Genomic DNA, 17,918 nt, shown 5'->3' on the forward strand with positions numbered 1-17,918 from the left:
CCCCGACACCGACCCCTACCCCCACGCCGACCGCGCTCTATCCGGTGCCCGCGCAGGAATCCCTGACCGTCGCCGAGGTCCAGCGGATCGTCGCCCAGGGTGCCGGTGAAGCGCAGGCGCGCGGCAAGCCGGCGGTGATCGCGGTGGTCGATCGGGTCGGCAATGTGCTGACGGTGTTCCGCATGACCGGGGCGCTTGCCGAAGCGGTCACGCCGCGCACGCCCAGCAACGAGCAGATCGACGTCGCCGGCCTCCGCTTTCCGCAGGAGGGCGGCGCGATCGCCAAGGCGATCACCGGCGCCTATCTGTCGAGCGGCGGCAACGCCTTTTCGACACGCACCGCCAGCCAGATCGTCCAGCAGCATTTCCCGCCCGCCCCCAATACCGTCGGGCTCGAAAGCGGGCCTTTGTTCGGCGTGCAGTTCAGCCAGCTCCCCTGTTCCGACCTTGCTCGCACCTTCATGTCATCGGGTGGCCCCACCGCGCTGATCGGCCCCAAGCGTTCTCCGCTCGGCCTGTCGGCAGATGCCGGCGGCTTTCCGCTCTACAAGAATGGCGTGCTGGTGGGCGGCGTCGGCGTGATGGCGGATGGCGTCTATGATTTCGATGCCAATATTCTCGATATCGACGCGGACCTGGACGACGAGTCGATCGCCCTGGCCGCGACCACGGGATTCGAAGCCCCCGAGGAGATCCGCGCACCGCGGATCACCGTGGACGGAACGACGCTGCGCTATAGCGACGCGACGCCGGCCAATCTCAAAAGCAATCCCGCCGCCGCCCCCGCCTTCGCATCGCTGACCGGCACGGTCGGCGCGGTGCGCGACTATTCGACCGCCGCCGTGGTTGCGGGTGCGGCCTATGGCACCGAAGCATCCGGTATCCGCAAGGCGACGACGGGTGAATTCGCCAATCCCGACGCCTTCATCCTGACCGACGGATCGGGCGCCAATCGTTACCCGATCCGCGCCGGCACCGACGGTGTCGCGGTAACCCAGCCGCTGACCGCGGCCGAAGTCCGCGCGGTGATGGAGGAAGCCTTTACGGTGATGAGCCGCGCGCGCGGCCAGATCCGCCGTCCGCTCGACAGCCGTGCTCAGGTCTCGATCTCGGTGGTCGACAGTTTCGGCACGCCGCTCGGCATCGTCCGCGCCCCCGACGCGCCGATCTTTGGCATCGACGTGTCGTTGCAGAAGGCGCGCACCGCCGCTTTCTTCTCGAACGGCGCGGCGGCGACCGAGCTGGCCGCCAATGCCAGCGCGGACGTGCGCGACGTCGTGCCCCGCGCACGCAGCTTCTTCAACGATCCGACGGCACTCACCGGAAAATCCGCCTTTTCGGATCGCGCCGTCGGCAATGTCGCACGCCCCTATTTCCCCGATGGCGAGGTCGGGCGCGGCCCCGGGCCGTTCTCGCGCCCGATCGCGCAGTTCAATCCCTTTTCCACCGGGCTCCAGTCGGCGATCATCCTCCAGAATCTGGGCGCGCATCTCGCCTATCTGACCTTTACCGCACCTACGGACACGCCGCGCCGCTGCACCTCGCTGCCCGATGTCACACCCGGCCAGAACCGGCTCCAGAACGGCATCCAGATCTTTCCCGGATCGGTGCCGATCTATCGCGGCAGCCAGCTGGTCGGCGCGATCGGCATTTCGGGCGACGGCATCGACCAGGACGACATGATCAGCTTTCTCGGGCTCAACAATGCCGGGTTGCGCGTGGGGTCGATCGGCAATGCGGCCAAGGCGGTGCGTGCCGACATGATCAGCGTCAATGTCGGCAATGCCAATGTCCGGCTGCGTTATGTCAGCTGCCCCTTCGCGCCCTTCCTCGACACCGCGCAGCAGAATGTGTGCGAGGGGCTGTGATGCGTGGTCGCGACGCCCGCAATGCGTCCTCACTTACCGCTCGGGCTGAGCCTGTCGAAGCCGGAGCGGGTTGGAGGATCGCGCCCTAATGCCCGCCGTCGCCGCCTCGATTCTGCCGCTGCTGACAGCATTGAGCGCGGATGCCGGCGCCCAGGAACCGCCCCCACCCGCGCAAGCCCAGACCGAGCCAGAGATCGACGCCGACGACGCCCTGATCGAAGGCCGTAAGCGCCCCGGCCGGCGCCCGACATTGCCCGATCGTGTGACGCAGGAAAATCCAGGGGCAGTGCGCGCGCCGCCGCCCGAGGCCTTTCCCACCGACGAATTCCCCGTGCCCGATCGCTGGCGGCTGATCGAGTCGCTCGGCATGGTCAAGGAACGCTGGTTCGATCCCTATCATCAGAACACGCTGAAGGGTGACCGGCCGATCGATCCGGCCAGGCACAAATGGCTACCGATCAAGGGCGACGACTGGTTCTTCGTGCTCAACGCCGTGTCCGACACAGTGATCGAGCCGCGCAGCTTCCCGATCCCTGTCGGCGTCCAGACCACCGACCGGCCGGGCAGCCTCGACGTGTTCGGCCGATCGAGCAGTCTGGTCGCCGCGCAGACCTTCATCGTCGGCGCCGCACTGATCAAGGGCTCAACCGCGTTCATGCCGCCGCATGTCGAATATCGGCTGACGCTCGCTTATCAGGTCAATCATGCCGATGTCGCCGAGCGCCGCATCCTTCACGTCCAGCCGTCCAAGCCCACCCACCGCACCGACGATTTTCTCGGCGTGCAGGAAGCGTTCGTCGACTATCATCTGCGCAATACGTCCGATCGTTACGATTTCGAATCGATCCGCGTCGGCATCCAGCCCTTTCAGGCCGATTTCCGCGGCTTCCTGTTCCAGGACAATCAGCTCGGCGTGCGTTTCTTCGGCAATCGCGACAATAACCGCTTCCAGTTCAACCTCGCCGCATTCTGGCGGCTGGAGAAGGACACCAATTCGGGGCTGAACGACGTCACCCAGCGACCGCGCGACGACTTCGTTTTCTTCGTGAACGCCTATCGTCAGGATTTCCCCTTTCCCGGTTTCACCAGCCAGCTTTCGGCGACCTACAACCGCAACCGCGAAGCCGGCCGGATCGAAGTCGACGACAATGGCTTTCCCGTGCGCCCCGCGCTGCTCGGCGATCTGCGCGGCCGCGACTACGACGTGGTCTATCTGGGCTATTCGGGCGACGGCCATATCGGGCGGATCAACCTGACCGCCTCGCTCTATGCCGCGCTCGGTGAGGACCGGAACAGTTTCTTCACCAGCCGCCCCGCCAAGGTCCGCGCCGGTTTCGCGGCGGTGGAAGCGAGCTACGACCATGACTGGATGCGCTTCCGCCTGTCCGGCCTTTATGCCAGCGGCGACGGCGATCCCTATGACGACACCGAGAGCGGCTTCGACGCGATCTTCGAAAATCCGATCTTCGCTGGCGCCGACACCAGCTACTGGATCCGCCAATCGGTGCCCTTTGCCGGCGGCGGACGCGCGATCGGCATCAACGGGCGCAACGGCATCCTCAATTCGCTGCGCTCGTCCAAGGAGCAGGGGCAGAGCAATTTCAACAATCCGGGCACGATGCTGCTCGGCGCGGGCGCCGATTTCGACCTGACGCCGACATTCCGCTTGTCCGCCAATGCCAATCATCTCTGGTTCGAGAACACCGCCTCGCTCCAGGCGCTGCGCAACGAAGGCAGCATTCCCAAGGCGATCGGCTGGGACCTGTCGACAGCGGCGATCTGGCGGCCGAAAGCGACGCAGAACATGGTCTTCAGGCTGTCGGCCGCAGTCTTCGATCCCGGCAAGGGTTTTGCCGATCTCTTCACCAACCGGCGCGGGGACGATCGTTTCTATTCGGTCCTCGCCAATGCGATCCTGGCCTTCTGATGGGTAGGTTACGCCCCCCTGTCCCCCTTCCGTTCGTCCCGAGCGAAGTCGAGGGACGTGGGCATCGCGCGGGCGTCCCTCGACTTCGCTCGGGACGAACGGGGATTTGGATTGCACTTCTCCTGCTTCTCATCCCCGCAGCGGTCTCGATCGCCTCCGAGGGCGAGAAGCCGGTCAAGCGCATCTATGCCTTCACCGCACCGGCCCCGCAGGTGCAGGAACCCGCCGAGGCCGCGACGAAATCGGCGGGCTGCATCACCTGCCACACCGCATCCGAAGCACCGACCATGCATGTCAGCCCGGCGGTTCAGCTCGGCTGCGTCGACTGTCATGGCGGCGATCCCAAGGTGGTGGGGAATTCCGAGCTTCAGCATGACGATCCGCGCTACGTCGCCGCGCGCGACCAGGCGCATGTGTTGCCGCGCTATCCCGAAAGCTGGCACTGGCCCTCCTCCGCCAACCCGAAGCGCAGCTATACATTGCTCAATCGCGAAGCCCCGGAGTTCATCCGCTTCGTCAATCCGTCCGACTATCGGGTCGCACGCGAATCCTGCGGTGCCTGTCACATGGAAGTGATCGAGGCGGCCGAACGCTCGCTGATGGCGTCGGGCGCGATGCTATGGGGTGGCGCCGCGTATAATAACGGCATCGTGCCCTATAAGAGCTACGTCTTTGGCGAAGCCTATACGCGCACCGGCGAGCCCGCGAAGATCGTCTCCCCCGGCGATCCGCACGGCACCGTCACCCCCGAGCAGAAAGCGCGCGGGGCACTGGCCGCGCTCTACCCGTTGCCGACCTGGCATGTCGTTCCGCCGGGCGATATCTTTCGCGTGTTCGAACGTGGCGGCCGCAATATCGCCACGCAATTCCCGGAGATCGGCCTGCCCAATCCGACGGGCATCATCCAGCGGCTGGAGGAACCTGGCCGGCCCGACCTGAAGCAATCGAGCCGCGGCCCCGCCACCGGCCTGCGTGTCGCCATCCCCATTCTCAACATCCACAAGACCCGGCTCAACGATCCGTTCATGTGGTTCATGGGCACCAACGACCAGCCCGGCGATTATCGCCATTCGGGCTGTGCGGGCTGTCACGTCATCTACGCAAATGATCGCGAGCCGCGCCATAGCCTGACCTATGCCAAATTCGGTCGTGACGGGCAGAGCGCCACGATCGATCCGACGATTTCCGGCAAGCTCGAAAGTGCCGGCAGCCACGGCGCCGTCAAACAGCCCGGCGACACTCATGCGGACGGCGCAGAAAAGGAGAAGGGCCATCCGATCGGCCATGTCTTCACCCGCGCGATCCCGACCGCGCAGTGCATGAACTGCCACATGCATCAGCCCAATATCTTCCTGAATTCCTATCTCGGCTACACCATGTGGGACTATGAGTCCGATGCACCGCTGATGTGGCCGGAGAAGCAGAAATATCCGACCGCCGCCGAAGTCCGCGAAGTCAATGAGCGCAATCCCGAAGCCGCGGCCGCGCGCGGGCGCTGGGCCGATACCGAGTTCCTCCGCCGCGTCTATGACGATGTGAACCCCAAGGCGAAAGACACGCAATTCGCCGATTATCACGGCCATGGCTGGAATTTCCGCGCCATCTACAAGCGCGACCGCGAGGGCAATCTGCTCGATGCGGACGGCAAGATCGTCGCCCCCGACGATCCCGAGAAATTCAGGAAAAAGGACGCGGCCGAGTTCGTCGCGCCGGGCGAGCAGAAGGGCAAGGCCGTCCATATGATGGACGTCCATGCCGAAAAGGGCCTGCAATGCGCCGACTGCCATTTCAGCCAGGACAATCACGGCAATGGCTTGATCTACGGTGAGGTCGCCAATGCGATCGAGATCGGCTGCAAGGATTGCCACGGCACCGCCGACGCCTATCCGACGCTGCTGACCTCCGGCCCCGCCGCGCGGCCGCAGGGCAGCAATCTGGCGCTGCTACGCAATGCCGACGGCAAGCGCCGCTTCGAATGGTCTCAGGATACAGCCGGAAACCGCGTGCTGATCCAGCGTTCGATCGTCGATCCGGCGCTCGAATGGCAAGTGTCATTGGTCAAGGATGCAGTGACCAAAGGCAATCCGCATTTCAACGCCAAGGCCGCGCGCGCCAAGCTGATGGGCCGCACCGGTGCCGACGACGGCAAATATGGTTTCGGCCCCGGCGTCGCCAAGGCGGATCGCGCGCATGGCGACGACACCATGGCGTGCTTCACCTGCCATCTCTCCTGGACCACCTCATGCGGCGGCTGCCATTTGCCGATCGAGGCGAACTGGAAAACCACCGAGCATAAATATGAGGGCACGGAGACGCGCAATTTCGCCACCTACAACCCACAGGTGGCGCGCGACGACATGTTCCAGCTTGGCCGGCACCAGACCACCAAGGGCAATATCGTCGCCCCGGTCCGCTCGACCTCGGCGCTGATCCTGTCCTCGACCAACATCAATCGCGAACGCATCTATATCCAGCAGCCGCCAATCTCGTCGGCGGGTTTCTCGTCCCAGGCGTTCGCGCCGCATTTCCCGCACACGGTGCGCAAGACCGAGACCAAGACCTGCAGCGACTGTCATCTGAGCGCGGACGACGACAATAACGCGATCATGTCGCAGCTGATGCTGCTCGGCACCAATTTCGTCAATTTCGTCGGGCTCCACGCCTGGACGGGTCTGGACAATGGCTTCGAAGCGGTGCGCGTCACCGAATGGGACGAACCCCAGGCGGTGATCGGCTCCTATCTCCAGCGCTATGCCTATCCCGACTGGTGGAAACTCCATGTCGAGCGCAACAACCGCGAATTGAAGGATTGGACACGCGGCAAGACCTTCGACAAGCGCCTGTCAGGCGAGACCCACGCGCTCGAGGAATTCCGCAACATCACCCAGGGCACGGCGGGCGCGGTCGGCTGCCTGCAACTGCGCGGCGAATATATGTTCGTGGCGGAAGGGCGCGGCGGTTTCCGCGTCTATGACGTCGCCTCGATCGGCAACAAGGGTTTCTCCGAACGGATCGTGACCGCGCCTTTCTCGGCGCTCGGCCAGGATATGCAGGTGAAATCAACCGACGCCACCTGCATGGCGCTCGCCACCAACCAGCCGATCAATCCGCTGCGCAACACCGCAGAGATGCGCGAAATGAACCAGGAGCAGCCCTTCCACCCGATCTATAATTATGCGGTCGTCACCGACGGTGCCGAAGGATTGATCCTCGTCGATGTGACCACGCTGGCTGATGGCGAGTTCCGCAACAATTTCCTGAAGCGCGCCGCCACCTGGAACCCCGGCAACGCACTGAAGGGTGCGCGCCACGTCACGCTGGCGGGCCATATCGCCTATATCGCCGCCGATGCCGGGCTGGTCGTCGTCGACCTCGACGATCCGCTGAAGCCCCGCCTCGTCGCGACGCTTCCCCTGCGCGACGCGCGGGCCTCGGCCATCCAGTTCCGCTATCTCTGGGTGACCGATGCCGAAGGCGTGAAACTGTTCGACGTCACCCGGCTCGATACGCCCGTGGCGATCCCGTCGGGCACGATCCCGCTCGCAGATGCCCGTCGCCTCTATCTCGCGCGCACCTATGCCTATGTCGCCGCGGGCCGCGACGGGCTGGCGATCGTCGATGTGAAGACCCCCGCTCGTCCGCGCGTCTACCGCATGGAAAGTTTCGGCGGCGCGATGAACGACGCGCAGGATGTGATCGTCGGCACCACCAACGCCTCGCTCTTCGCCTATGTCGCCGATGGACGGAACGGATTGAAGGTGATCCAGCTCACTTCGCCCGACAGCCAGCCCAATTTCTACGGTTTCTCGCCCGCGCCGATGCCCGAGCTGATCGCATGGGCACGCACGCGCTCACCTGCCCGCGCGCTCTCCAAGGGGCTCGATCGCGATCGCGCGGTCGACGAGACCGGCGGGCAGATCGCGGTGTTCGGCCGGCTCGGCTCGCGCCCTTTCACCCGGCCTGAAATGGAGCGGCTATTCCTCAACCGCCGCGGCGTTCCCTACAAGGTTCGCGACACGGTCACGTTGGAGGATTGGCTTCCGGCGCTGATTCCTGGCGGCTGATCGATAAAACCGGACCTTAAAGCACTGCTCCCGCGTTGCCCCTTCACCGACACCTCCCGGAGAGGTGTCCGAAGGAGATCATCATGAAGAAGCTCATTCTTTCATTCGCGCTGCTCGGCAGCCTCGCTGTCGCCGCCTGCAACACCGTCGAAGGCGCAGGCAAGGATCTGAAGTCCGCGGGCGACGCGGTCGAAGACACCGCGAAATAGGGAGGCCGCGATGACCACCGACAAGATACAGGGCGAAGGCAATTACAAGGCCGCGCGCGATTATGACGAAGCTACAAGCGCCTTTGCCAAGGACGAGGATCGCGTCGAAAAGGCCGCAAAGGATGCGGAGAACGCGCTTGAAGGCGACGAGGCCGAGGAGCTCGAACGCGCCGAGGCGGAAGGCAAGTCGCACGCCAAGGGCTGAACTGACCGTGTTTTCCCCATGTCATTCCCGCGGACGCGGGAATCCAGAAGATGCCGGCATCGCACTTGTGACTCTGGATTCCCGCGTTCGCGGGAATGACATGGTGGGCTCAATCGTTGGCGAGTGACTTCAAGCCTCGCGTTCGCCCACCAGTTCGCGCACCAGCGCCTGCATCGAGGGATCGAATTTGGCGAGCATGACATGCTCGTCGGCCGTATCGAAATGGCTGACGAGTTCGCGGCCATTCCAGCGATGCATCGCATAGGCCGGCGGATCGGCAATGATCATCGGGCGATTGTCGGGCCGGTCGGGATCGATCGGCGAAAGGTCGAGCGCAAGTTGCGGCGCGGTCGATGAGCAAATCGTGACCGTCCGGCCATTCCAGGCAGCCGAGATCGAGCGGTGGAGGTGACCGCAGATCAGCGTGCGCACCTGCGGATGCGGCGCGATCGTCGCTGCGAACAATCGCGTCCAGGGCTCGTCGAGGCCGCCATCCATCCAGTCTATCCCCATCTCCAGCGGCGGATGATGCATGACGATGACGGTCGGCACCTCGGGAGCTTCGGCGAGGCGCGCCGAAAGCCAGGCGGCGCGCACGTCGCAGAACGCGCCGCCATGCCGCCCCTCCTCCAGTGTATCGATCACCAGAATCCGGAGATTGCCCGTATCCGGGATCTCATATTGGACGAAACCGTCGGCCAGCGGGATTTCGGGGAAACAGGCCGCGAAATTCTCACGAAGGTCATGATTGCCGACACAGGGCCAGACCGGAAATGGACAGAGGCTCAACGCATTGCGGAGGCGGCGATAGCTGTCGCCATCGCCGCGATCGACCAGATCGCCGGTCGCGAGCAGCATGTCGGGACGATGGCCGGGGCGAGCGAGATAGGCGATCACCTGATCGAGCCGCCTGCGATTGAATTCGGCCGGATTGTCGGGCTCGAATCCCAGATGGACGTCGGTGATCTGCCCGATCAGCATGGATCCGTACTCGCCTGGCTCAACGGCGTCCTCCACCCGCGGCGGCTCCGGCATTCGTTCCACCCTTGATCCGCGCGACTCGCTGTCGCGTGGACCATGGTGCGCCGTCGTCCATGTGATAGCTGTGACATAGCGCACAGCCCGACGCCACCGGCTCCGCGACCCGCTTCAGCGCCGCGCCCCCTTCGCCGACATGGCAGGTCCGGCACGACGCCAGATCGGGGATCAGCAGATCGCCGGCCGAATTGGACGTGGGCGCGGCGTGACAGCTCTCGCAGGTCTCGGTGCGATGCGCGTCATGATCGAACCAGCCCTTGCGGAAATAGCGGGGATTCTGGCTGACGGGCTGAACGCGGAATCCCGCGCTCGCGGCATTTCCCTGTCGATCGATGACATGGCAGTCGAAACAGGCGCCGCCGGGCGAGAAGACGGCGCGCACCGCCTGTTCCGCCTGACCGCCGCGCGACGCCGCCGCGCCGAAATAGGCATAATAGGTCTGCCCCTGCGCATAATCCCCCGGCCGCCGTCGCGCCATGCCACCCAGGCTGGGCGGTCGCGCCGGGCCCGTGCCGCGATAATAGGCACGCAGATCCGCCACCACCTGCGCCGGATCGCCGTGACGCAATGTCCGGATCGTTCCGCCCACCTGATCGAAGGCGAGGCTGTGGCACATGGCGCAATCGCGCTCCATGTCGACCGGCTGGAAACGCGTCCCCGACGGATCGGCGGTATGACAGTCCTTGCATGCCAGGCTCTGGCCGAAACCCTGCTCGGCCGCCATGGTCTGCGCCATGCGCGCCACCCCACCTGTCTTCGACAGATGCAGGGCATGCGGGAATTTCAGCCCATTCTCCTCGCGCGGCCGCGCCGTGAACGAGATGCGGCGCAACATCGGGCGATCCCCGTCGGGCCGGACGATCACCGCCGGCCGGAATTCGGGATGCGCGACGCCGAAATCCGCCGCATCAAGCAATTGGGTGTCGCCCAGCCGGCCCTTCATCCCGCCATGACAGTCGGCGCAGAAGCGTTGGGCCGCGGGCTGCATCCGCCCCGCTCCTTCATGCTCGCTATGGCATTCGACGCAGCGCCCCGGCGGCCGATTGAAAGCGGCGGCGACCATCAGCCCGACGCGCCCGCCCAGCCCCGGCGGCGCCTTGGCGGCCGCCAGCCGCATCGGATCGGCGTGGTCGTGCGTGTCCTTGTGGCAGGTGGCGCAGGCCTGATCGGTTACCGCGACGAACGCGTCCTTGTGACAGGCCTGGCAATTATTCTCGAGGCTCTTGTGCGCCTGGCTGAGCGACCCGCTCGACCACAGGCTGTCCGCATGGAAGCTCACCGGCCGCTGTTCGACGCTGCGATAGGTCGCCCAGGTCATGATCGGCGCCACGAGGAATGCGGCAAGCACCAGCCCCGCAAACGCCCAGGCACTGATCCGCTTGCCCGGCAGCAGGCCGCGCAGCGAGAAAACCCTCTGCTCGTCCTTGTCTCCGGTCGCATCGGACAACGCCCCGACCCGTTCGACCGCGATGGTCACCGCATCGCCGTCGAGCCCGACGGTCAGCCGGTGTCCGCCAAACCTGAGTTCGGCCCCCTTTGCGGCATCGATCTCGGTCGACATGACGGTGCGGCCGTCGAGTTCGAACCCCAGCGTGTCGAGTGCGCGCACCGTGATCCGGCGCGCATCGACCCGGCCGATCTCGGCATGGCGCAGCGTCACCGCCAGATCGGCGAGATGGATGTCGTTCTCCGCCAGGCGGCCGATGGTGATGACGGAGCGATCCACCTTCACCGGCCGCACAATCTCCCGCCCGTCGGCCGTATGCGAGATCTGGCGGATGAGGAACGTCATGCGCGCACCCTCACCAGTAGAAGAACACGGAGACGATATGTGCCGAGAGCGCCGCGATCAGCGCGAAGGTGACGGGCACATGGACGTACAGCCACACCTCCAGCAGCGCCTTGATCCGCAGATGGCGGCGGACGCGCGCCAGGATCGCTTCCTTGCGCACCAGCAAGGCATCGACCTTCTCGATCGGATCATCGCCCAGATTGGGCTTGTAGGCCGTCTCGCGGCGGATCGCGGCCTGCGCCGCACGTGTCGCGCAATTGGGATAACGGCCCGACAGGCGCCGTACGAGCCCGCCGCCGAACGGATTTTGCTCGAGGGAGCTGCGCACCAGGGCGGCGAGATGATGATCGATCGGCTGTGCCGCATCGTGGAGCTGCCGGTCAATCGAGCGCAGCGCATCGATCATCTGCGGCTGCGTCATTTCCTCGCGATTGTTGCTGAGCGCGGCTGGCAGCATCGCGTAGAACGCGACTCCGACCATGCCGGACAGGATGACGATCATCATCAGCGCATATGCGAGGGTATGGACGTTGAGCCCGAACTGGAATCCGGTGTGCAGCGTCCCGATCACGATCAGGCTGAGCCCGATATAGACATGCGCCGAGGTCCACGCCTTCAGCGACCAGCGCCCCCGTGTCATCGCACGCTTCCTGAGGCCCAATGCGGTCAGCCAGAGGATCTGGAGCGCGCCGATGGTTCCCAGCGCATAGCCCAGCCAGCTGCCGCCATTGTGCCGCGGCGTCACGTCGATCAGGCAATAGGCGACGATCGTCACCAGCGAGCCGGCGGTGCAGATCTTCAGCCAGCGGAAATCGCGATGACGCAGGAAACCGTCATGCAGCGTCTCGCCCTTTACGCGGCGGGATGCGACGCGTGTGGCCATTAGTGGGTGGGCCTGGATAGGGTTAAGTCAGGCAGAGACGATCTCCCCACCTCCGTTCGTGTCGAGCCCTTCGACTGCCTGCCAAGGCAGGCGCTCAGGACAGGCTTCTCCGCTAAGCGGAGAAGTCGAGACACTCGGCCGAGCGCAGCCGAGGCCCCTCTTCTCGGCTTCGCTCGAAGGGGTGTCTCGACTTCGCTCGACATGAACGGAGTGGGGAGCGCTCGGTGGGCAGGAGATCTGGAACCCTTCACGCTTCTCCCCGCTCCAGCCGGGCAACGCTCAGGAAATCCTCAGGCGCAACACGGATCGCCGCACCTGTGGGACATGCCCGCACACAGGCCGGCCCGCCGTCAATCCCCGCGCACATATCGCATTTGATCGCCTTTTTCGGTTTCTCGACACCCGGCTCGGCATGGGCATAGGACCAGGCCTTGCCCGGTTCCCCCGGGCCCGGCCCCGCGCCGAAGAACAGCCAGCTCAGCAGGCTCGGTTTCTTCGGCGGCACCGCATCCATACGGATCACGCCATAGGGGCAGTTGCGCTGGCAATTGCCGCAACCGATGCAGCTGTCGTCGATGAACACTTCGCCATCGGGCCCGCGATGGATGGCATTGGGCGGGCAATCGGCCATGCAATGCGGATGCTCGCAATGCCGGCAGCTCGTCGGCACGTGAAGATGCGCATAGGTCCGGCCTGCCTCGCGATCGAGCCGAGACAGGCCCTCATGGCTGTCGGCACACGCCTTTTCGCAATTGTCGCAACCCACGCAGAGATTCTCGTCGATCAGCAGCACATCGGTTGCCTCGCCCACCCCCTGTTCGACCAGGAAGTTGGAGACCGAGGAATAGAGGTCGACCACGCCCGAGAAACTGTCCTTCTTCGCCTCGATGAACGCATTCAGATCCTGCCGCGCGGACATGTCGCGGCGGACCTTCTCGAGCAAGGCGGGTCTCTTCGCCATGACCGCGCGGATCGCTTCGCCTTTCAGGCGGATCACTTCCGATTTGATCGCGGCCTTCACCGTCGCGGTGCGCCGCCCGCCCGCGATCAGCGACATCTCCCCGACATAGGATCCCGCCGGCAGATAGGAGAGAAAGACCGGTTTTCCGCCGACCAGCTTCTCGACCACCATCGATCCGGAGCGGATGACGAAGATGTCTTCGCCCTCATCCCCCTCGACGATGACCGGCTTGCCCGCGCTGACGCCGATGATCTCGGCGCTATCGAGCACATCGGCGAGATCCTCGCTCGCCAGCCCCGATCCGAACATCTGCAGCAATTGCCGCTCGATCGAGATGCGCGTGATCGCGGCGCGCGCGGTGGGTACCTGGCTCTGCAGCTTGAGCGCGGCCTGTCGGGAGACCTCGACCAGGATCGAATCCTCCGCCGCGATCACGGTCGCACCGCGCCGGCGGCCGGAAATCAGCCCGACCTCGCCGAAGATCGACCCGCAGGCGATCGGCACCGTCGCGTTCGGATCGGCCGGATTCACCCGGACCAGCACCGATCCGTCGGCGATCGCGAACAGCGACGATCCGGGATCGTTGCGCTCGAACACCGTCTCGCCGCGCCGGTAGAAACGCGCTTCGCTGTCGAGCATGAATTCGCGCATCTGGAGCGGGCTCATCCCTTCCAGGATGCTGATCCGCGTGCGCAGGAATTCGAGCCAGTCGTCGACGCTGCGCGCGCCCGGCAGGCTGCGGAACTTGCCCTCCAATATCGGTTCGTCCGCAGGCTTCAGCGTCCTGTTGCCGTTGATGAACTCGACCACGTCATGGCCCTGGTTCATGCAATGCTTGATCAGCGGATAACCCGCGAGCGCCCCGATCACGAAGATGCCGGGGGTGGTCGTCTCGAAAGTGGGCGATAGCACCGGATAGGACACGCGATCGGCGCTTGAGAATTCGATGCCGGTGCCGGACACACGCACCTTCTTGCCGTCCTTCTCCTCGAAACTGGCGCCGCAGCTCTCGACAAAGCCCCGTGGCGGCGCCGATCCCATGCGCGCGATCACCCGATCGCAGCGCGCCGTCACTTCGCCATCGCGCGTGTCGAAACGGATCAGCCCCTTGTCGATCGCCGCCGTGTTGGTCTCGCGCCGGATCTGAACGCGCCCGGCTGCTTCCGCGGCAAGCAGCGCCTTGACGTTGGCGTCCTTGGCGGTGGCGAATTCGGCCGATCGGTTGACGATGGTGACGCTGTTGCGCTGTTCCGGGTCGGCCGCGAGCCCCAGCGCATTCTCGATTCCCGCATCACCCGCGCCGATCACGACGATATGTTCGTCGATATATTCGCCGGGGTCGTCGAGCTGATACTGGACGACAGCGCCCTTGCCCACCGGACACCGCACCAGATTGGGATTGCCCTGGGTCCCGATCGCCAGCACCACCGTCTCGGCCAGGATCGTGTCGCCCTGCGTCGTCGCAATCGTGAACTCGCCTGCCTGGCCGGTGATCGTCTTCGCCTCGGCATCATAGCGGACGTTGATGCCGCGCCGCGCGGCCTGCTCGTCCCAGACACCCAGGATCCGCTCGCGCTTGCCCGCCTCGAAGTCCATGTCCGAGCGCAGCACCAGCTGGCTCGGCGTCGCCATCACATGCTTGCCCTTCTGATATTTATGGATGGTGTCGCTGAGATGGTCGGTCTTTTCGAGCAGGACATGGTTGAGGCCGAGCTCGGCCGCACGCGCAGCCGCGCTGAGCCCCGCAGGCCCGGAGCCGATAATCGCGATCCGATACCGCTCGGTCACGCGTTCACTGTTCCCCCTGCGGCGGCCCACGACGGCCTTTGCGGCGCGCTCTGCGGACCTTATGGCGCGAACCCGAGATTCTACTCTATCAACTTGATCGCGCGCGGCTAGTGCGCGCCGCAAAAAACGAGGGGCTTGAGCGATGGACAATGCGCGGATCGGACAATGGGCGCTGGGTGCGGCAGCCGTGATCGCGCTGGCCGCGATCGGCATCGCCGTGACGCGCGACAATGACGCCGAACCGCCCGCGCCGGCTCCGTCCGCTCAGGCAAACGAAACCCCCGACCAGGCGATCGCCAAGCTGGAAGCGCGGCTGAAGGCCAACCCGCAGGACGTGCAGGGCTGGCAGTTGCTCGGCTGGGCCTTTTTCGAAACCAGCCGCTTCGCCGAGGCGGCCACCGCCTATCGCCGGGCGACCGCGCTCTCGCCCGGCAATGCCGAACTCTGGTCGGCGCTTGGCGAAGCGCTGGCGCTGTCGACCGACAAGCGCGAATTGCCGGGAGACGCGGCCGAGGCGTTCCGCAAGGCGATCGCGATCGATCCCAAGGATCCGCGCGCACGCTATTTCCTGGCGGTCGGGAAGGATGTTGCCGGCGATCACCAGGGCGCGCTCGACGACTGGTTCGCGTTGCTCGGCGACACGCCCGCCGGCGCGCCATGGGAGGCCGATCTGCGCCGTACCATCGAGGAAGTGGCCGCGCGCGAGAAGATCGATATCGCCGCACGGCTGGCGGCGGTGAAACCCGCGCCCGCGCGAGCCGGCTCGCCCTCGGTCGCAACCGCCGCCATCCCGGGCCCGACGCGCGAGCAGATGCAGGCCGCGGCCGCCCTGCCCAAGGGTCAGCAGGACTTGATGGTCCAGTCGATGGTCGACGGGCTGGAAGCAAAGCTCAAGACAAACCCGGCAAGCCCCAAGGGCTGGATCATGCTGATGCGCAGCCGGATGACCCTGGGCGAGACCGCGCGCGCATCCGCCGCCTGGAAATCCGGGGTCGCCGCCAATCCGGGGGCCAAAGCGCAGATCGACGAGGCCGCACGCGCGCTGGGGATTCCGGGGAGCTGACCCCCCAGCCCGAACGGGAGCGGTCAGTCCCTAACAATCAACCTTCCGGACATCGATCACCCGGTCGATCAGTGCCTCGTCGGGCATGATCATGCCGTCGAGCATCAGCACCGCCAGGCCATGGACGAGCGCCCAGGAATGCAATGCGAAGAGCTTGGCCGCTTCTGCTCCGCGCTCCTTGGCGACCAGACGGACCGCATTGTCGCGCAGCAGCCGCATCGCGTCGTCGGGCGCCGCATCCCAATTCACGGGATCGCCCTTGCCCTTCGAAAAGATCAGTCGGAACAATCCCGGATTGGCCAGCGCGAAACGAACATAGGCGCGGCCTGTCGCATTGAATCCCACCACGCCGCCACCCGCCGCATCCGATGCGGCAATCTGCGCCGCCGCCAGGCGCTCGAGCCCGGCATCCGCCAGCGCGTGGAGGAATGCATCCTTGTCGGGGAAATGGCGATAGATCGCGGTCGCGCTCACGCCCACCGCGCGTGCGGCCTCACGCAAGCCGATATCGTCGGCGCCGCGTTCCTCGACCAATTTCAGCCCCGCCTCGATCAGCGCGGCCCGCAGATCGCCGTGATGGTAGCTTTCGCGTTTCGATGTTGACACTGTTATCATCAAGCCCTATGTGAACAGCATAAACATTGGACGAGGAGATCCGCCATGGCAAGCGCCGTCGAAACCGCGATCAGGTCCGTCGTGACCAAGGGCATCACCGTACTCGCCGATTACAACCGCAAGCGCATGCCCACACCGGATGCGCCCAATCCGTATCTGACCGGCATCCACGCCCCGATGACCGAGGAACTGACGATCGAGGACCTGCCCGTCACCGGCACTATCCCGCCGGCGCTCGACGGCCGCTATCTGCGCATCGGCCCCAATCCGATCGCGGCCGATCCGGCCTCGCACCACTGGTTCATCGGCGACGGCATGGTCCACGGCCTGCGTATCGAGGGCGGCCAAGCCCGCTGGTACCGCAATCGCTGGATCCGCTCGACCCCAGTCGCGCAGGCGCTGGGGGAATCCGCAGCCCCCGGGCCGCGTCGTGGCCATGGCGATACGGTCAACACCAATGTGCTCGGTTTTGCCGGCACCACCTGGGGGCTGATCGAGGCGGGCGGATATCCCGTCAAGCTGGGCGAGACGCTCGACACCCTGGCCTATGACGATTTCGGCGGCACACTCGCCGGATCGTTCAGCGCGCATCCGCATCTCGATCCGCTGACCGGCGAGATGCATGCCATCTGCTACGACGCCACCGATCCGGGCACGATCCGCCATGTCGTCGTCGGCGCGGACGGCACCGTCGTTCGCCAGGAGCCGATCGCGGTGCGCGACGGCCCGTCGATCCACGACTGCGCGATCACCGCGCGCTATGCGATCATCCTCGATCTGCCCGTCACCTTCTCGATGAAGGCGCTGATCGGCGGCCACCCCTTCCCCTATCGCTGGAACCCGAACCATCGGGCACGCGTCGGCCTGTTGCCGCGCGACGGCGGCGGCGACGACGTGATCTGGTGCGACGTCGACCCCTGCTATGTCTTCCATGTCGCGAATGCCTATGATCTGCCCGACGGCCGCGTCGTGCTCGACGTCGTCGCGCACGAGACGATGTTCGCCGAAAGCGTGCACGGCCCCGACTCCCCGCGCAGCGCATTCGAGCGCTGGACGATCGACCCGGCCGCGCGGACCGTCGAGCGCAGGGTGATCGACGCCCATCCCCAGGAATTCCCGCGTCCCGACGAGCGCCGTTTCGGCCAGCCCTATCGCTATGCCTATACGATGGCGCTGCCCGACGAGCCTGCGGTCAATTTCTCGGGCGGCACGCATCTGATCAAGCACGATATGGAGCGCGGCACGCGCCAGCTCCACGACTTCGGCGAAGGCCGCTTTCCCGGCGAGTTCGTCTTCGTGCCTGCGTACGCCGACAGCGCCGAGGATGAAGGCTGGCTGATCGGCCTGGTGATCGACCTGCCCCACGAGACCACCGATCTCGTCATTGTCGATGCGCAGGATTTCGACGGAGCACCGGTCGCGAGCATCCGCCTGCCTCACAGGGTGCCGCCGGGCTTTCACGGCAACTGGGTGCCAGCGCAGGGATAAGCCCCCCTTCCCACCTC

At 65.4% G+C, this 17,918-nt stretch carries 12 protein-coding genes; 7 read left to right on the forward strand and 5 right to left on the reverse strand.

Features of this window, described 5'->3' with window-relative positions; translation table 11 throughout:
* The 5 genes from AC3WN8_RS20565 to AC3WN8_RS20585 all read left to right on the forward strand — a co-directional run.
* A partial coding sequence (locus AC3WN8_RS20565) for a heme-binding protein (protein WP_492671348.1) occupies positions 1 to 1,868 on the forward strand: 1,868 nt, incomplete at its 5' end.
* An 88-nt stretch (positions 1,869 to 1,956) separates the two neighbouring features.
* Positions 1,957 to 3,795 carry a hypothetical protein gene (locus AC3WN8_RS20570; protein WP_492671349.1) on the forward strand — a complete coding sequence of 613 codons (1,839 nt, stop codon included), beginning with the start codon at positions 1,957 to 1,959 and terminating at the stop codon, positions 3,793 to 3,795.
* A gap of 104 nt (positions 3,796 to 3,899) precedes the next feature.
* Positions 3,900 to 7,859, forward strand: a complete 3,960-nt coding sequence (locus AC3WN8_RS20575) for an LVIVD repeat-containing protein (RefSeq protein ID WP_492671416.1) — start codon at positions 3,900 to 3,902, stop codon at positions 7,857 to 7,859.
* An 83-nt stretch (positions 7,860 to 7,942) separates the two neighbouring features.
* Entirely contained in the window at positions 7,943 to 8,068 is a 126-nt protein-coding gene (locus AC3WN8_RS20580; protein WP_492671350.1) for an entericidin A/B family lipoprotein, read from the forward strand.
* A gap of 10 nt (positions 8,069 to 8,078) precedes the next feature.
* Positions 8,079 to 8,273 (forward strand): hypothetical protein, encoded by a 195-nt coding sequence (locus AC3WN8_RS20585; RefSeq protein WP_492671351.1) that lies wholly within the window; start codon positions 8,079 to 8,081, stop codon positions 8,271 to 8,273.
* Between the two features lie 129 nt (positions 8,274 to 8,402).
* On the opposite strand, the gene AC3WN8_RS20590 is transcribed toward AC3WN8_RS20585, so the two are convergent.
* The 4 genes from AC3WN8_RS20590 to AC3WN8_RS20605 form a co-directional block, all read right to left on the reverse strand.
* Positions 8,403 to 9,254 (reverse strand): phosphodiesterase, encoded by an 852-nt coding sequence (locus tag AC3WN8_RS20590; RefSeq protein WP_492671352.1) that lies wholly within the window; start codon positions 9,252 to 9,254, stop codon positions 8,403 to 8,405.
* A 19-nt stretch (positions 9,255 to 9,273) separates the two neighbouring features.
* Positions 9,274 to 11,103, reverse strand: a complete 1,830-nt coding sequence (locus AC3WN8_RS20595) for a cytochrome c3 family protein (protein ID WP_492671353.1) — start codon at positions 11,101 to 11,103, stop codon at positions 9,274 to 9,276.
* A gap of 10 nt (positions 11,104 to 11,113) precedes the next feature.
* The gene (locus tag AC3WN8_RS20600) at positions 11,114 to 11,986 is read right to left on the reverse strand and encodes a hypothetical protein (protein WP_492671354.1); all 873 of its coding nucleotides are present in this window, start codon (positions 11,984 to 11,986) and stop codon (positions 11,114 to 11,116) included.
* Between the two features lie 247 nt (positions 11,987 to 12,233).
* The gene (locus AC3WN8_RS20605; RefSeq protein ID WP_492671355.1) at positions 12,234 to 14,735 is read right to left on the reverse strand and encodes a cyclic nucleotide-binding domain-containing protein; all 2,502 of its coding nucleotides are present in this window, start codon (positions 14,733 to 14,735) and stop codon (positions 12,234 to 12,236) included.
* A gap of 142 nt (positions 14,736 to 14,877) precedes the next feature.
* Here AC3WN8_RS20605 and AC3WN8_RS20610 point away from each other — a divergent pair, with 142 nt between their 5' ends.
* Positions 14,878 to 15,798, forward strand: coding sequence for a tetratricopeptide repeat protein (locus tag AC3WN8_RS20610; RefSeq protein ID WP_492671356.1), 921 nt, complete (start codon positions 14,878 to 14,880; stop codon positions 15,796 to 15,798).
* A 30-nt stretch (positions 15,799 to 15,828) separates the two neighbouring features.
* On the opposite strand, the gene AC3WN8_RS20615 is transcribed toward AC3WN8_RS20610, so the two are convergent.
* Complete coding sequence (locus tag AC3WN8_RS20615) at positions 15,829 to 16,413, reverse strand: TetR/AcrR family transcriptional regulator (RefSeq protein ID WP_492671357.1); 585 nt, start codon at positions 16,411 to 16,413, stop codon at positions 15,829 to 15,831.
* A gap of 45 nt (positions 16,414 to 16,458) precedes the next feature.
* Here AC3WN8_RS20615 and AC3WN8_RS20620 point away from each other — a divergent pair, with 45 nt between their 5' ends.
* Positions 16,459 to 17,901 (forward strand): 8'-apo-carotenoid 13,14-cleaving dioxygenase, encoded by a 1,443-nt coding sequence (locus tag AC3WN8_RS20620; RefSeq protein WP_492671358.1) that lies wholly within the window; start codon positions 16,459 to 16,461, stop codon positions 17,899 to 17,901.
* The last annotated feature ends 17 nt before the right edge of the window (positions 17,902 to 17,918 follow it).

This window comes from Sphingobium sp. FW305-3-2-15-F-TSA7, assembly GCF_058787155.1.

Excerpts from the sequence above, each read along its gene's own strand:
- AC3WN8_RS20570 (WP_492671349.1), top strand. The coding sequence starts at position 1,957 with ATGCCCGCCGTCGCCGCCTCGATTCTGCCGCTGCTGACAGCATTGAGC.
- AC3WN8_RS20580 (WP_492671350.1), top strand. The coding sequence starts at position 7,943 with ATGAAGAAGCTCATTCTTTCATTCGCGCTGCTCGGCAGCCTCGCTGTC.
- AC3WN8_RS20585 (WP_492671351.1), top strand. The coding sequence starts at position 8,079 with ATGACCACCGACAAGATACAGGGCGAAGGCAATTACAAGGCCGCGCGC.
- AC3WN8_RS20590 (WP_492671352.1), bottom strand. The coding sequence starts at position 9,254 with ATGCTGATCGGGCAGATCACCGACGTCCATCTGGGATTCGAGCCCGAC.
- AC3WN8_RS20595 (WP_492671353.1), bottom strand. The coding sequence starts at position 11,103 with ATGACGTTCCTCATCCGCCAGATCTCGCATACGGCCGACGGGCGGGAG.
- AC3WN8_RS20600 (WP_492671354.1), bottom strand. The coding sequence starts at position 11,986 with ATGGCCACACGCGTCGCATCCCGCCGCGTAAAGGGCGAGACGCTGCAT.
- AC3WN8_RS20610 (WP_492671356.1), top strand. The coding sequence starts at position 14,878 with ATGGACAATGCGCGGATCGGACAATGGGCGCTGGGTGCGGCAGCCGTG.
- AC3WN8_RS20615 (WP_492671357.1), bottom strand. The coding sequence starts at position 16,413 with ATGATAACAGTGTCAACATCGAAACGCGAAAGCTACCATCACGGCGAT.
- AC3WN8_RS20620 (WP_492671358.1), top strand. The coding sequence starts at position 16,459 with ATGGCAAGCGCCGTCGAAACCGCGATCAGGTCCGTCGTGACCAAGGGC.